General features: G+C 70.5%; 13 protein-coding genes. 4 read left to right on the plus strand and 9 right to left on the minus strand.

All coding sequences use genetic code 11. The features are described 5' to 3' along the window. Window position 1 precedes the first annotated feature (1 nt). The 9 genes from AB0A65_RS04345 to AB0A65_RS04385 all read right to left on the minus strand — a co-directional run bounded on the left by AB0A65_RS04345 (window position 2) and on the right by AB0A65_RS04385 (window position 8,278). Complete coding sequence (locus tag AB0A65_RS04345; RefSeq protein ID WP_359946071.1) at window positions 2-1,672, minus strand: hypothetical protein; 1,671 nt, start codon at window positions 1,670-1,672, stop codon at window positions 2-4. Window positions 1,673-1,674: 2 nt separating this feature from the next. Continuing rightward, the gene (locus AB0A65_RS04350) at window positions 1,675-2,424 is read right to left on the minus strand and encodes a hypothetical protein (protein ID WP_359946074.1); all 750 of its coding nucleotides are present in this window, start codon (window positions 2,422-2,424) and stop codon (window positions 1,675-1,677) included. 47 nt (window positions 2,425-2,471) lie between these two features. Continuing rightward, window positions 2,472-2,783: a hypothetical protein gene (locus AB0A65_RS04355; RefSeq protein ID WP_359946077.1), complete on the minus strand. Its 312-nt coding sequence runs from the start codon at window positions 2,781-2,783 to the stop codon at window positions 2,472-2,474. Window positions 2,784-3,033: 250 nt separating this feature from the next. After that, window positions 3,034-3,372, minus strand: coding sequence for a hypothetical protein (locus tag AB0A65_RS04360; protein ID WP_359946080.1), 339 nt, complete (start codon window positions 3,370-3,372; stop codon window positions 3,034-3,036). 14 nt (window positions 3,373-3,386) lie between these two features. Further along, the gene (locus AB0A65_RS04365; protein WP_359946083.1) at window positions 3,387-4,871 is read right to left on the minus strand and encodes a hypothetical protein; all 1,485 of its coding nucleotides are present in this window, start codon (window positions 4,869-4,871) and stop codon (window positions 3,387-3,389) included. Between the two features lie 304 nt (window positions 4,872-5,175). Beyond that, on the minus strand, window positions 5,176-6,327 hold the full coding sequence (locus AB0A65_RS04370) for a hypothetical protein (RefSeq protein WP_359946086.1): 1,152 nt from the start codon (window positions 6,325-6,327) through the stop codon (window positions 5,176-5,178). 12 nt (window positions 6,328-6,339) lie between these two features. Beyond that, window positions 6,340-6,642 (minus strand): hypothetical protein, encoded by a 303-nt coding sequence (locus AB0A65_RS04375; RefSeq protein ID WP_359946089.1) that lies wholly within the window; start codon window positions 6,640-6,642, stop codon window positions 6,340-6,342. Continuing rightward, window positions 6,639-7,394 (minus strand): hypothetical protein, encoded by a 756-nt coding sequence (locus AB0A65_RS04380; protein WP_359946092.1) that lies wholly within the window; start codon window positions 7,392-7,394, stop codon window positions 6,639-6,641. Before AB0A65_RS04380 ends, AB0A65_RS04375 begins: the two co-directional genes overlap by 4 nt. 65 nt (window positions 7,395-7,459) lie before the next feature. Next, window positions 7,460-8,278 (minus strand): hypothetical protein, encoded by an 819-nt coding sequence (locus tag AB0A65_RS04385; RefSeq protein WP_359946095.1) that lies wholly within the window; start codon window positions 8,276-8,278, stop codon window positions 7,460-7,462. 358 nt (window positions 8,279-8,636) lie between these two features. Here AB0A65_RS04385 and AB0A65_RS04390 point away from each other — a divergent pair, with 358 nt between their 5' ends. The 4 genes from AB0A65_RS04390 to AB0A65_RS04405 are packed head-to-tail and all read left to right on the plus strand — an operon-like array spanning window position 8,637 to window position 14,411. Next, window positions 8,637-8,918, plus strand: a complete 282-nt coding sequence (locus tag AB0A65_RS04390; RefSeq protein WP_106363021.1) for a hypothetical protein — start codon at window positions 8,637-8,639, stop codon at window positions 8,916-8,918. Window positions 8,919-8,962: 44 nt separating this feature from the next. Then, window positions 8,963-9,352 carry a hypothetical protein gene (locus AB0A65_RS04395; RefSeq protein WP_359946098.1) on the plus strand — a complete coding sequence of 130 codons (390 nt, stop codon included), beginning with the start codon at window positions 8,963-8,965 and terminating at the stop codon, window positions 9,350-9,352. After that, on the plus strand, window positions 9,349-12,486 hold the full coding sequence (locus tag AB0A65_RS04400) for an ATP-binding protein (protein ID WP_359946100.1): 3,138 nt from the start codon (window positions 9,349-9,351) through the stop codon (window positions 12,484-12,486). Before AB0A65_RS04395 ends, AB0A65_RS04400 begins: the two co-directional genes overlap by 4 nt. After that, window positions 12,483-14,411 (plus strand): hypothetical protein, encoded by a 1,929-nt coding sequence (locus AB0A65_RS04405; RefSeq protein ID WP_359946103.1) that lies wholly within the window; start codon window positions 12,483-12,485, stop codon window positions 14,409-14,411. Before AB0A65_RS04400 ends, AB0A65_RS04405 begins: the two co-directional genes overlap by 4 nt.

Raw genomic sequence — 14,411 nt, forward strand, 5'->3', positions numbered from 1 at the left:
GCTATGCGTACGGGTCCTCGTTCTCGTTGCCGATGCCCCACACGTCTTCGTCCTCGGTGAGCCAGGTGCCGGCCTCGCCGTCCTCACCGGGCCCGCCGTTCATACCGCGGCCGCCGCCGGCACCCATCATGCCGCCGCCCATGCCGCCCTTGCCCATACCTCCGGCACCGCGGCCCATGCCGCCGGGCCTGCGACCGCCGGCACCGGCGGCGCCTGCGCCGCCCTTCATGCCGCCGCCCGCGCCCATCATGCCCATGCCGCCGGCGCCCATACCGCCGCCGAGGCCACCGCCCAGACCGCCGCCTGCGCCGCCGCCGGGAAGACCGCCACCGCCGATACCGCCGCCGAGGCCGCCTCCACCGAGACCACCGCCGCCGAGGCCCCCGCCGCCACCGGCGAGACCACCCGAAGGCAGGTCGTCGGGGTCGGGCGTGCTCGGCGTCCACTGGTTGTCGTCCAGCCCGCCCGTGTCACCGGGACCGGTCGGGAGGTCGGGGCTGCCGGGCAGGTCCGGGCTGCCGGGGTTGTCCGGCATGCTCGGCGTCGAAGGCGTCACCGGCTTCATCCCGCCCGGAGGCTTCATGTCGCCGAGCCCGGGCGGGGCCCCGCCACCGGGAGGAGACCCGCCGTCGAGGCCGCCGGGGGGCTCGGTGTCGCCGTTGTTGAACGCGGTCGGGTCCGACTGCTTCGCCTCGGGCTTGATCTCCGAGACCGCCATATTGGTGTTGCTCGTGCGGTCGGTGATGTCCTCGTTGACCTGGGTCGCCTGCGCTTGCAGCTCGTCCTGCCCGTCGGTCCCGAGGCTGTCGGTCGCGTCCTTGGCGTACTCGTCGGCTCGGGTGCGAGCGAGCTCCTCGCCGCGCAGCCCGTCCTCTTCGTAGTCCGGGTACTGGTTCGTGTACTCGATGTACGCGTTGTAGGTGTTCTCGCGCTCTTCCTGGACCTCGTCGACGATGGTGCTGTCGAACCCGGCCCACTCCATGGCGACCTTGGTCTCGTCGTCCGGGAAGACCTCGCACTCCGGGAAGTACGGAGGCCGGATGTGGATCTTGTGCGAGCAGGCCGCGGCGTCCTCAAGGTGGAACTTCGGCGACGGGTAGGGGCACTCGTCCCCGCCCTGCTGGCGCAGGATCTCTTCGCCCTTCTCATTGAGGTTCTTGACAGCACCACCGTTGCCGTCGGAACCGACGATGTCGTCCAGAACCTTGTTGCAGTTCTTGATGACGGTTTCGACCTGTTCCTGGAAGGCGTCGAAGTCATCGCCCTCCCAGTCGGCCGAGAGTGTGGTCAGTCCAGTTTCAAGATCCGCAGGAACGGTCTCGAAGCTCCTGGCGACATCACCCCATTGCTTGCTGATCTCAAGGATCGCGTACTCGTCGGGGCTGCTCGGGCGAAGGGACGCCACGAGCGACTGGACCGACTGACCGTCAGGAAGTGCGTATCCCTGGATCTCGCGGGAGGGGCGGATGTTCGCTGTGGCCTGGTCCCCCTTGGGGACCGCGGACATGAGCTTGAGCCAAGCTTCTTCAGAGGGGTCAACCGTCTTCGCGGTGCACTCGCTAAGGCCGCAGGAGGGGGTCTTCATCAACTCGTTGATCCGGGTCTGGATCGCGGAGTTCGACTTTCCCTCGGCGGCGTCGCCGTACTCTTCTTTCTCGAATTCATCTGCCATGGCTAGAGCCCGCTCTCTTTCTTGGCGAGGAGGTCCGCGAAGGTCGCCGGCATGTAGTCATTGAGGACCCAGTCGGCGTAGTCCGCGTCGGTGAAGGAGTAGACGGGGTCGCCGCCGTCCTGGGCACCGGGGTCGTCGGTGTAGTCGCTGAAGACGTAGAAGACGATGTCGCCCTTACGGACGATGGCGCTGAAAACGAAGCTGGTGTCGGAGTTACCGGAGTGGAAGTAGCTCTCGTCCCAGTCGCCTTGGACCTCGCCGTCCTGCACGTTCTGGTACTCGGTGCCACCGGTCTCCAGCGCGGTCTTCAGCTGGTCGACGCGCTCGCCGAAGTTCTCGGTCGCCTCTGAGTCGGATTCCCAAGGCGCCACACCGACATCGATGTTCGCCTGTCCGGCGTACTCACGTCCGCTCGGAGCGGTGTACGCCGGGAGCTTCGCCAGGATGGCGGTGCAGTTGAACGCCTCGCCGTCTTGTCCACCCGGGATGTCAGTGGAGAGCAGACCGTCGGTACCCCAGTCGATGACCCCCATGAAGTCCTGGAACGGCTGGTTGTCGCCGAGCGCCTCGCAGCCGTCCCACTCCGCCATCACGCCATACGAGCTGGAACCGGAGCTGTCGCCGCCGCCGTCGGGGTTGTTGGTGCCGTTCTCGCCGGGGACCGGGGGCTCGTTGCCGCCGCAGCCGGTCAGCAGAAGGCCGGCGGCGCCCGCGACGGCGAGGCCACGGATCAGGGTCAGGTTTCGGGTCACGTTGATGGATCCTCTCTGTCGGTCGCCCGGTTGCCGGCTGACCACTCTCACAGCTGGTTGTCGAAGTTCTGATCGCTGACGTCGTCGGTGTCCTCGTGCGTCTTCGCGGAGTCTTCGAGGGTGGTGATGATGCCGTCGAGGGATTCGCGGAGGGCCTGGAGGTTGTTCCAGGTGGTCTCGTGGAACGTCGTGTAGGTCTGCGACGCCTGCTGCGAGCCGTCAAGCAGCCCGAACGCGGGAAGCTTGCCGAGAGACTGCCCGTTCCGCATCTTGGCGATGATCTCGTCCTCGAGCTTGTCCAGCTGCGCCTGGACGGTTCGCTGGTAGGCGCGCAGCGCTTCTGGATCGACCTTCGGCATCGCAATTCCTGTCTGTGAGTTCAGTACCTGCGGTACGGTCCCCCGACGTGCGGTCGGACTCCATCGCGCGAGGACGCGATAGGCACGTGCGGAATCGGGGCGCTGCCTGGCGTCCTTCGGGGGGATTACGCGGGTCTCGGCGGTAAGTTCACGGTTCAGGTTAGCAGGGGTGTGCAAACCGTGCGCCTTTGAACAACAGGGCCATTACGCATTGTGACCGCAGTTCGCAATAGCCGGAATCGGGTCTGAATCAGGCGTAGAGGTCGTCGCCGTCGGTGAGGCGGAGGATGTCGGTGGCGGTCTGCGGGTCGACGACGCCGCCGTTGTCGATCGCGGACTGGAGGCTCGCGCGGAGGCCGTAGAGGGTGCCGCGGAGGTACTGGAGGTTGCGCCAGGTGGTGGCGTGGAAGTCGGCGTACTCGGCGGCGGCGTGCTCGGTCGCGCCGGGCGAGGCGCCGAAGGCGGGGGCCTTCTTCAGGGCGCCGTCGCGCAGGGACGGGACGATGTCGTTCTCCAGCTCGTCGATGAGGTCGCCGAGGAACTGCCGGTAGCGTTCGAGCGCGGCGGGGTCGAAGGCGCGGTTGGCCATGCGGGGCTCCTTGTCTAGGCGTAGGGGTCGTCGTCCTCGTCGACGAAGCCCCACATGTTCGCGTCCTCGACCAGGTCGCTGTCGGGTTCGCGCTCCTTGTCGTCCGCGGGCGCGCCGCCCGGGGCGCCCATCGCGGGGGTGCCGCTGGGAGATGCGGCAACGGTCGCGCCGCCCGCGACGGCTCCGGCGGCGGTGACGCCGAGGACCGCGGCCTCCCTGCCGCCGTTGGACACCGGAGACGCCGCGGCGGGAGCGGAGAAGCCACCGCCGAACGGGGCCGCACCGGAATTGCCGCCACTGGCGAGGCCGCCGGTCGTCCCGTCGTCCTCGGCGGGCTCCTCGCCACCGCCTTCGCCCGCGGGCGGCTCCAGGGACGGGTCCTCGGTGGCGCGGGGAAAAGAGGCCCCGGCGGGCTGGTCCAACGGCGGGGGTTCGAGGTCCATGTAGGCGGGGTCGGCGGCGGCCGGGTAGGGCTTGTCGCTGCGGACGGTCCGCACGGACCGCTCCTCGCCGTCGGTGTCGGCGCTGCGCTGGCTGACGTCCTTGTCGGTCTCGTCCTGGCGGGCGTCGTAGGCGCCCCAGCTCTGGTCGACGAGAGTCCCGTAGTGCTCGACGGCGTCGGCGACGGCCAGCTCCTTGGCCTCCTCCACCGTGAGGCCCTTGGAGGGGTCGAGGCCCTCGCGCTCGATGGTGACGGGGCTGGAGTAGTAGTCGACGTAGTGGACGATCCGCTCGTCGATGTAGTCGATGACCTCGGTGGCGAGTTCGGGTTCGGCGCCGCTGAGGGCGAGGACGTGCTCGGCGTCCTGGCAGGTGTACTCGATGCAGTCGCCGTGCCACCACGCGGGCCTGACGTGCACGGACACCCAGCTGTGCCATTCGCCGTCGATCCAGAACTGCGGTGCGGGGTAGGGGATCTCGCCGGCGTCGCCGCCCTGGATCGCGTACAGGGCGTCCTCGGTCGTCTGGAGGCTCGCGACGGTGGCATCGACGTCGTCGATGAGGTCCTCGACGAGGTCGCGGGTCTGGCCGCAGGCGGTCTCGAACGCGTCGAAGTCGGCGCCGGACCAGCCTTCGGCGAGGTCGGCGAGGTTGGAGCGGATGCGCTCGGACCAGTCGGCGAGGCGCCCGGAGACGTCGTCGGTCCAGGCGCCGCGCAGGCGCGCGAGCGAATGGGCGTCGGCTTGTGCCGGGCGGACCGCGGCGACGGCGTCGCGGAAGTCGGCCTCGGCCGGGTACGCCATCCCGGAGTCCTTGGGGCGCAGGCGGAACAGCTGGCGCTCGACGGGGACGGCCGACACGAGCCGCTGCCAGCCCTGCTCGGAGGGATGCGCGGTCGCGTTGCCGCACGCGGGGTTCGAGCAGCCGGGGCGAGCGGCCACGATCGCTTCGTCAGGCTGCGTCTCGATGTCGGGGGCGGGTGCGACGGACCCGAACGCAGGCGCTCCCGCGGCCGGGGCGGCAGGGTCGAGGCCCTGGTACGAGTCGTTGTCGCTCATCGATACTCACCTCGCGAGGGGACGGGTGGCCGGTTCCCCTCACGGTACCAACTGGAGGCGCTCCGTGACAGCACTCAATCGCGCGGGCGGATCTTCCGGCGCAGGAGCCATGCGGCCAGCGCGACCGGCAGGACCAGGAGCACCACCACTGCGACGACGGGTGCGAGGTGCTCCCCGGTGCCCGTCCCGGCGGTCCACGCGGTGGGGCGGCCCCACCAGTCCGGGTGCAGCGGTGCGGGTTCAACCAGGAACGCGTTGTAGGCCGCGCCTTCCTCGCAGCGGCCGTCGACCTCGATGTCGACCGCTACCGCGGGCCCGCCGCCGTCGGGCGTGAACGTCCCGGTGCAGACCTCGTCGTTGCTTCCTGAGACGAAGCCCTTCTCGACGACGGCCGTGCCGTGCGTCCCGGCGCCGTCGGCCGCGGCCCGGAACTCGAAGTAGCGCACCAGGGTCGCGGCGAGCGTGAGGAGCGGGACGGCCACGACCAGCGCGAGGACGATGCGGGCCTTAACCGCCATTCGACCGACTCTGGATTGGTGAACCGGTCGGGCGCGTGGTCCTCCCAGAGGTTCAGCAGCGAGTCGGGGATGCCGAGGGCGGGGCCGCCGCCGTCGAAGAGCGCGCCGGTCTCGCCGCCGCCCTTGTACACCGGGAAGATCGAGGAGACGCCTTGGAAGACGTGCATGGCGTTGGCGACGGAGGCGTGGCGGCCGCCGGGGGTCATGGTGGCGACGTTGATGCCGTAGACGAGGAAGCCTTCGAGCATGTTGGCGAGCCCGGCGCCGGCGATGTCGAGCGGGTCGACGGGGTTGCCCTGGGCCTTCTGGTATCCGAAGGTGATGGCGGTGAGGCTGCCGGTGAGGGCGGCGCAGCCGGTGGAGACGGCGACGAGGTAGGCCTCGAAACTCTTCATGGAGGCGACGAGGCCGGTGGCGACGGCTTGGGCGCTCGCCATGAGCGCGGGGGCGCCGGGGGCGGTGAGGACGCCGGCGAGGGCGGCGAGGTAGGCGGCGAGGTAGGCGTCCATGACGACGGTGCAGGCGGTGAGGAACAGCCAGTAGACGGTGAGCATGACGGCGAAGGCGAGGAGCTGGGCGCCGATGAGGAACGCGGTGACGGCGAGCTGCTGGAGCTGGGCTTTCACGCTGGCGGCGGAGGCGCGGAAGGCGTCGGCGTCGTCGCCGGACCAGTTGCCGTCGTCGACGGTGTCGACCTCGGCTTGGAGGGCGTCGGCGGCGGCGGTGTTCTTCTCGGCCAGGGAGACCCAGGCCCCGGCGGCTTTGAGGACGTCGCCGGGGTTGCACTGGTTGAGGTAGATGCTGGTGGCCATGGACTGGACGGCGAGTCCAAAGACGATGGCGGGCGGGGCGATGGCGACCGCGCAGGACTTGATGACGCCGTTGTAGTAGGGGGACATCTCGTCCCCCGCGTCGTAGAGGCTCTGGCCGGTGGGCATGCGGCGGCTCCCTCAGTTGCCGCCGAACGCCCGGGCGCAGGCGTCGTCGGCGTCGGTCATGTCCTGGGCGCAGGCGTCGAGGGCGTCGCGCATCTGGCGGAAGCCTTCGGCGGCCCCGGCCATGGACTCGGTGACGGTGGCGGTCGCGAGGGAGTACGCGGCGGCCATCGGGAGGGTGACGGTGGTGTAGAGGCTGCGGTCGATGGCGCTGAGCGCGGGGAGGTCCTCGTTCGTGGATTCGAGGACGGGGACGACGTTGGCGTCGATGCCCTCGCCGAGCCGGCGGACGAACTCGGGGTCGAAGATCCGGGTCATGCGCGTCCTGCCTTCCTCTGGAGTGCCTCGTTGGCCTTGCTGATGCCGTCGAGGATGCGGCCGGTGGCCTCGCCCGCGCGTGCGGCGTCCTCTCCGGCATTGTCGATCGTCGCCGCCACTTGGTCGGGGAGGGCGGCTCTGGCGCGTTCCTCGGCGAGGCGGCGGACCTCGTCGCGGGCGCGGGCGATGAGGACGGTGAGGGCCGCGCCGAGGCCGTCGACGCCGCGGTCGCGGGCGTCGGGCCCGATCCACACTCCGGCGACGGCGCGTTCGGAGCTGGAGGTGACGGAGCAGTCGCCCTCGTCGGTGAAGAGCTCGGCGGTGAGGACTTCCCGGGCGGGTTCGGCGCGGGCGGTCTGGGCGGCGCGCATGGCGTTGAGGACGCCGTCGAGGCGGTTGGCGATGGCGCGGTCGAACTCGGGGTCGCGGCTGAGGGTGTCCTGGGGGGCCTCGATGCCGAGGCGTCCGCGCATGGTCGCGGCGAAGTCCTCGTAGCCGCCGGTGGCGGCGGCCTGCTGGAGGCCGGTGACGGCGTCGATGCCCGCGGCGAGGTTCCCGTCGGCTTCGGCGCCGGGCCGGGGGAGGGTCCCGGCGAGTTCGACGATGACCTTGGCGAGGGCGGCGGGGGGCTGGCCGAAGCCGGAGGCGGTGACCTGGACGGTGATGCGGCCGTCGAGCACGCGGAGCGTCACGTGCTCGTCGAGGTCGGTGAGGACCCGGTCGGCGTCGTTCACAGTCGCGGCTCGCTTCACTGGAGGTCACTCCGAGGATAGCGAACCGCGCTCACAGTGACCGAGCGCGTTTCGGGACGACTCGCCTAGGCGGTGCGGTCGGCTCCGGCCTCGGTGCGGCCGTTCTCCCCGTTCTCCAGGGGCCAGACGGTGGCCTCGACGGAGCCGACGAGTTCGAGCGGGCCGACGAGGGACGCGGTGCGGGCGACGGTGAAGTCGTCGAGGGCGAGGAGGCTGATGCCGCCGCGGCTCTGGGCGACGGCGGCGTAGAACGCGCCGGTGCCCTTGTCCTGGAAGACCCAGCCGGGGCGGGTGTCGGTGGGGATGGTGGGGACGCCGCCGGGGCGGGCCGCGGGGAGGCTCCCGGTGGAGGTGAGGTCGGGCGCGTACGGCGACTGCGGCGCTTGGCGCGGCTCGGGCGCGTACTGCTGCGGCTGGTCCTGGGGTTCGGGTTCCACGGGCGTCTCCGTGTAGTCGGGGATCTGGTAGCGGGTCGGGTCGCCGGAGACCGGGATCGGCGGCGGGGTCGCGTGGTGGTCGGGGACGGCGATGAGGGTGCGCATCTCGATCTTGCCGGCGACGACGCTGACGAGCCACAGCCCGGCGGCGAGGGCGAGGAGGTCCACGCCCACGGCGAGGAGTACCCGCAGGTTCGCGTTCAAACCGGTGCCGAACTGCGCCAGGGAGAACAGTCCGGCGGCGAGGGCGAAGACGACGAGCCCGGCGAGGGCGCCGGTCATGACGGCGGGGCGGCCGAGGCGGGGGGCGGGGGCGGAGGGCCACTTCTCGGAGGCGCGGACGCCGCCGAGTGCGGCGGCGGAGAGCGCGGCCACCGCGAGACCTGCGACGGCGAAGGCGACGGCCGCGGCGGTGAGCCGGCCGGCGATGTCGTCGATGTAGTCCATGGTGGTCTCCGCGAGGTCGGTGCTCGGCCGTGGGGCCGGCGGTTCGGGCTGGCCCGTGAGGGCTGTCGGGCTCTATTGTGCGGTGCCGCTTGAGCGTAGGGCACCCGGCTCTCCCAGTTTAGTGTCGGATTGCCGACACGGAGTGATCGCGCCCATCGGATTGATACTTCCCGGCTTATCTGTTTCAGTTGCGGTTGTCCGGTCCGACGGTCGCTCTTCGAGCCGACGAAGGTGCGTTCCGTCAGGGGTCCGGCATATGATGAGGGCAGACCCCGCAATGGGTTGGGAGACAAGAAACATGAGTGAAAATTGCGTTACGTGAGGTTCTAGTGGCTCGTGTGACGAAAGGATGGGACTGATGACTGTGAGAGAGACACTCTGGACGGTGGCCGCGCACGCCCAAGCCGGCGCCGAGATCAACACGCAGGGGATCATCGGGTTCTTCCTGTCCAAGATCGCCCCGATCCTCCTGGCCATCCTCGGCCTCATCTTCATCGCCCGGGCGAACAAGGGCGAGGTCAGCCGCGTCCTCACCTCGTCCACGATCGCGATCATCGGTATCGCGTTCATCGCGGGCGCGGTGGTCCTGGTCGCCGTCGGCGGCGGCCTGGTCGACGTGCTGTTCAGCCAAGAGGACTAGCATCCCGCATCGCCCCTTAGAGGAAGGCCGGACGGAGGACGCCCATGCGCTTGCGCACCGACGACGACATCTACCGTGCCCGCCTGCTGTACCTCGGCCCGCCCGGGTACACCCTCCCCGTCCACCTCCCTTACGGGCAGTACGGCGCGTTCGCCGCGCTGCTGGCGCTGTTCATGTTCATCCGCTGGGCCTTCACCGGCGACGTCGACCTGTTCCCCGCCATCGAGATCTCCCTCGCCCTCGTGACGACCTCGCTGATCTTCCGCTACGTCGACGCCGACCGGCCCGCGACCACCGTCCTGCGCACCCTGCTCACCGACTGGAAGCACACGCGCGACTCCGGCCACGAGGTCCGCGTCCCGGCGTTCACGACCCGTTCGATCCGCCTGCGGCCCACGCTCGTGGAGCCCGTCCGAACTGAGGAGCGCCTATGAGCGGCGAGGACCGCCGTCAGCCCGTCGCCAAGTTCTCGGCCCCCCGGCCGCCCGCGCCGGTGCGGGACCGGGAGCGGCCGTCCGGCGACCTCGGCGACGACGCGACCGCCCTCGCGGACGCGGTCTTCCGCGGGGAACCCGCGAAGGCGCGCCCCCAGAGCGAGCCGCAGCCCGCACCGCAGGCGCCGCAGGAGCCCCGCCGGCAGTCCCCAGTGGAGTCCGTGCGACACGCGTCGCCACCTGCGTCGATGACGCCGCCGTCGACCACTCCTCCACAGGGTCGTACACAGGGTTATCCACAGAATCAGGCAAGTTATCCACAGGGGTATCCACAGCGTTACGCACCGGCTCCCACCAGCGGGAATCCACAGGGTTATCCACAGCGCAACGGAAGTTATCCACAGCAGGGCCCGAGTTATCCACAGGGCACTGACCAGGGTCACCGGCCCTCCGCCGCAGGTGGCAGAGGTGCGTCCGCGGCCCGCCCGCAGGCGCGCCAAACCAGTACACAACGGGTGCCCGGCCAGGACCTCGTCCCGGTCCGGCAGTCCCGCAAGGAAGCGGTCGCCGTCGCCGAGGGCGACGCGAAGCCGACGCGCGTCAAGCCGATCGGCGCGCAGAAGGAGCGCCAGCCGCTCCGGGAGCTGAGCCTCACCGAGATCGCCGGGCACGCCACGTTCACGCCAGCGTCCGTGACCGCCTGGTACAAGCTGCCCGGCGTGCGCTGGTCCTTCCGGCCCGACCTCGAACGCGAGGCGCTCATCGTCGCCATCGCCGAGCAGTACGCGGGCCTCGCGGGCATGCGCGTCCACCTGCGCCGCACCACCCGCCCGTTCCCGGCCGACCAGTGGGCCCGCACCGTCGACAAGCACACGGCGCGGCCGCTGCGCACCGTCCCGGGCGGCACCAGCTGGGCCGACCACCTCGTGGCCGCCCAGCGCCACCTCCAGCAGCTCTCCCACGCCGAGGGCGAGACGTTCCTCGGCATCACGTTCTCCCGGCGCGGCGCGTTCGACCAGGTCGGCGAGAAGGTCGGCCGCATGTTCGGCCGCGGCACGAAGCTCTCCGAGCGCGAGAAGATCGAGAAGCGCTCCCTCCAGTTCGACGAGGTCCTCGGGTCCTTCGGCGTGCGCGCCCGCCGCGCCACCACCGCCGAGCTCGAATGGCTCGTCTACCGGTCCGTCGCCCTCGGCATGGAGCCGCCGCGCCTGCTCTCGGGCTCGGACGACGACTGGGAGCCCGGCGACGTCCTCGCCCTCACCGAGTCGATCGAGCGGTACCGCAGCCCGTACGGGTCCACGGTGAAGCTCGTCAACCGGCTCACCGGCGAGGAGAAGCACACCGCGGTCCTCACCGTCGGCCGCATGGAGGAGCTGGAGATCCCCCAGCGCCACGAGCCGTGGCTGCACTTCCACGAGCGCTGCCCGTGGCCCGTCGAGCTGTCGAGCCGCATCGACATCCTCGGCGCCGGCGAGGCGTTCCGCGACCTCGACCACCGGCTCCGCCTCATCCGCTCCCAGCAGCGCGACTACGACGAGCACGCCATGGACGCCCCGCCGGAGCTCCAGCGCCTCGCCGAGCGCGCGCTCGGCGTCGGCGACGAGATGACCACCGGCCTCCCCATCGACGCCGCGCGCGCCCACGGCTGGCACCGCCTCGCCGTCACCGCCGACACGAAGGAGGAGTGCCTGGAGCGCGCCCGCACGCTCATGCAGATGTACCAGCGGGACATGCGCGTCAGCCTCCAGCACCCGAAGAACCAGGACTGGCTCGCCCGCGAGTTCATCCCCGGCGAGCCGGTCGCCCAGACCGGGTACGTCCGCCGCATGCCCGTCAAGCTCATGTCCGCGGCCATGCCGCAGGCCGCGTCCGTCGTCGGCGACCGCCGCGGCGACCTCATCGGGCGGACCGCGGGCACCTCCCGCAGCCCCGTCTTCCTCGACCTGCACTTCGCCACCGAGGTCCGCGAGAAGTCCGGTCTCTCGGTGTTTGTCGCCGAGCCCGGCGGCGGCAAGTCCACGCTCATGGGCGCCATCGGCTACCTCGCGGCCCGCCGCGGCGTCCAGGTCACGCTCCTGGACCCCTCGGGGCCGCTCGCGAAGCTCTGCGAGATGCCCGAGCTCAAGCCGTTCTCGCGCGTGCTCAACCTGACCGGCTCCGAGTACGGGACGCTCGCGCCCTACGCGCTCATCCCGTCCCCGCGCCGCGAGCACTACGCCGACTCGCCCGACGGGCAGCGCGAGTACGACATCGCCGTCTCCAACGCCCGCTCCGAACGGCGCATGCTCGTCCAGGACATCTGCTCGATGCTCCTGCCGCCGCAGGTCCAGCGCGAGGCGAGCACCGCCCGCCTCCTGCGCCACGCCGCCCGCCACGTCCCCGCCGAGGAGGACTCGGCCCTCGAAGACCTCGTCGAGTCCCTCCAGGACGCCGAGGACCACGTCACCGGCGACGGCGCCGAACTCGCCGCGCTCCTGCTCGACACCGCCGAGATGCCGCTCGCGAAGCTGTTCTTCGGCACGCCCGACAAGGGCGTCCTCGAAGACGACACGGCGCTCACCGTCATCACCATGTCGGGGCTGCGCCTGCCCGACCTCGGCATCGAACGCGAGTACTGGTCCGCCGAAGAGGCCCTGGCGTTGCCGATGCTCCACACCGCGCACCGCCTCGCCGTCCGCCGCGCCTACGGCGGCGACATGCACCGCCGCAAGCTCGTCGGCCTCGACGAAGCGCACTTCATGGAGGGCTGGAAGTCCGGCCGCTCGTTCCTGGTGCGCCTCGCCCGCGACTCCCGCAAGTGGAACCTCGCGGCGCTCGTCGCCTCGCAGAACCCGAAGGACATCCTCGGACTCGACGTCCAGAACCTCGTCTCGACCGTGTTCGTCGGCCGCATCGCCGAGGACGCGACGATCGCCGAGGAGGCCCTCAAGCTGCTGCGCGTACCCACGGGCGTCGGATACGAGTCGGTCCTCGCGTCCCTCTCCGAAGTGGACGCGTCCGAGACCCGCAAGCTCCCCTACCGCGAGTTCGTCATGCGCGACGTCGACGGCCGCGTCCAGCGCATCCGCGCCGACTTCGGCTGGGTCCGCGGCCTCCTCGACTACCTGAACACCACCCCCGGGGAGGACCAGTGACCGACCCCTCCGCCCACGACCTCGCCCCTCCCGCCCGCGCCTGGCGGCGCGCCGGCGGCCGGGCCGCCCGCATCCTCGTCGCCCTCGCCGCGGCCCTGGGCGCCCTGATGCTGACGCCGGGAACGGCCGGGGCGCAGGGGGACGAGGGATGCTCGGACTACGAGTGGCACACGTACTGGTCCCAGTGCATCGAGGAACTCCCCGACGCCCAGGAACTCCCGTGCGAGGCGGCACCCCAACCCGCCTCGCCCGACTCCGGCATGGCCGGCTGGTTCGCCGAGCCCTCCAACCTCGACAAGAGCGAAGGCATCGGCACGTACAGCGCCTACGGGTACGCCGGATACCAGCTACCGATGTACGGCTCCCAGCAGATGAGCGTCGGCGGCCAATGCGTGGAATCGGTCTCGATCCCCAACGGCGCCGACACCGCCAACGCCCTCGCCAACATGGAGTTCAACCTGTCGGTCGCCACCGTTGGCGCCGCGAACTCGATGCGCCAGGCCGCATGGGAGCCGGACACCATGTGGGGCTGGTCGAACCGCTTCATGGAGCAGGGCACCGAGGTGCTCTACCGCCAGATCTTCACCGTCTTCGGCGCCGTCACGGTCGGCCTCATCGGCCTGTACCTGCTGTGGCGCTCACGCCAGGCGGACATGAACAACGCGGTCACCACGGTGGCCTGGGCGGTGCTGATCCTCGTCCTCGTCACCGCGGTGGTGCGCTGGCCGGTGAAGGCCGCCGAGTACACCGACAAGGCGCTGACCATCGGCATGGACTTGAGCACCGTGCTGATCAGCGACGACACCGCTGACGGATGCGTCCGAATCGACGACCTCACTTCGCAGGAGTACGAGGACCTCAAGGAAGACAACGCAGCGAACCCCAACTTCTGCATCGACACCCGCTCCGCCGCGGTGACCGCCTCCGACACCGTCTCCGGCCAGGTCCTGTACCAGAACTGGCTGCGGACCATGCTCGGCCAGAGCGAAGAGGTCAAGTTCCGCGAGCGCAACGGCGAGGTCGTCGAGGACGAAGAGGGCAACCCCGTCGTCACCGAGTCGAACACCGCCTACAAGTACGGCCCTGCGCTCTTCGCCGCGCAAGCCATGTCCTGGCAAGAAGACGGCGAGGCCCAGGACTCGGCAACAGTCCGCAACCGGCTGATCGAGGAGAAGCAGGAGCTCTGGCAGGGCCTGGTCGCGCAGATCCAGACCGAAGACCCCGAAGCCTACGCGAACATCAGTGGCCAGCGCGCCTGGGAGCGGACCGGCACCGGCCTGCTCGCGCTGCTGACCGCGATCTTCTTCTCGCTGTTCGACCTCACTGCCTCGATCCTCATCATCCTGGGCTTCATGATCGTGCGGTTCGCGATCGTGGCCCTGCCGATCATCGGCACCATCGCCCTCCTTCGCCCCGCGGGAGGCCCGTTCAAGCGCCTGGTGAACACCGTTCTCGGCGCGATCATCAACGTCGCGATCTTCTCCCTCGCGGCGGTCATCTACATATGGGCGTCAAGCCGCATCCTCCAGACCTCCATGCCCGTGTGGCTGCAAGTGGTCATGATCGGGCTCCTAGGCGTCGCCGCCTGGCTGCTCCTCAGACCGGGCAGACGCATCGCGGGCCTGGTCGGCGGCAGCGGCCCGGCCGACGCGTTCCTCGGCCGCCGCGTCAGCGGCTCTGATCAGAGCGCCGAGCGCGAACGCGAGCTGGAGCGCGCCCGGCAGCGCCGGGACGACGCCCGCCCCGAGGAGACCTCGGAGACCGTGCGGTCCAGTCCGCGCGGCAAGCCGAGCGACTCGCTGCCCGAGCAGCAGAGCACCCCGGACAAGTCCGCGAGCTCGGCGAGCGGATCCGGTTCGAGCACGTCCACCGGGGGCGGCGCCTCCGGTGGTGGAGAGGTCTACCGGCCTGCGAGAAGGGAATGA

Origin of the sequence: Glycomyces sp. NPDC047010, from assembly GCF_040644205.1 — a bacterium.
GTDB lineage: Bacteria > Actinomycetota > Actinomycetes > Mycobacteriales > Micromonosporaceae > Glycomyces.

Coding starts and splice junctions, on each gene's coding strand:
- AB0A65_RS04345 (WP_359946071.1), bottom strand. CDS start 1,672: ATGGCAGATGAATTCGAGAAAGAAGAGTACGGCGACGCCGCCGAGGGA.
- AB0A65_RS04355 (WP_359946077.1), bottom strand. CDS start 2,783: ATGCCGAAGGTCGATCCAGAAGCGCTGCGCGCCTACCAGCGAACCGTC.
- AB0A65_RS04360 (WP_359946080.1), bottom strand. CDS start 3,372: ATGGCCAACCGCGCCTTCGACCCCGCCGCGCTCGAACGCTACCGGCAG.
- AB0A65_RS04365 (WP_359946083.1), bottom strand. CDS start 4,871: ATGAGCGACAACGACTCGTACCAGGGCCTCGACCCTGCCGCCCCGGCC.
- AB0A65_RS04370 (WP_359946086.1), bottom strand. CDS start 6,327: ATGCCCACCGGCCAGAGCCTCTACGACGCGGGGGACGAGATGTCCCCC.
- AB0A65_RS04375 (WP_359946089.1), bottom strand. CDS start 6,642: ATGACCCGGATCTTCGACCCCGAGTTCGTCCGCCGGCTCGGCGAGGGC.
- AB0A65_RS04385 (WP_359946095.1), bottom strand. CDS start 8,278: ATGGACTACATCGACGACATCGCCGGCCGGCTCACCGCCGCGGCCGTC.
- AB0A65_RS04390 (WP_106363021.1), top strand. CDS start 8,637: ATGACTGTGAGAGAGACACTCTGGACGGTGGCCGCGCACGCCCAAGCC.
- AB0A65_RS04395 (WP_359946098.1), top strand. CDS start 8,963: ATGCGCTTGCGCACCGACGACGACATCTACCGTGCCCGCCTGCTGTAC.
- AB0A65_RS04400 (WP_359946100.1), top strand. CDS start 9,349: ATGAGCGGCGAGGACCGCCGTCAGCCCGTCGCCAAGTTCTCGGCCCCC.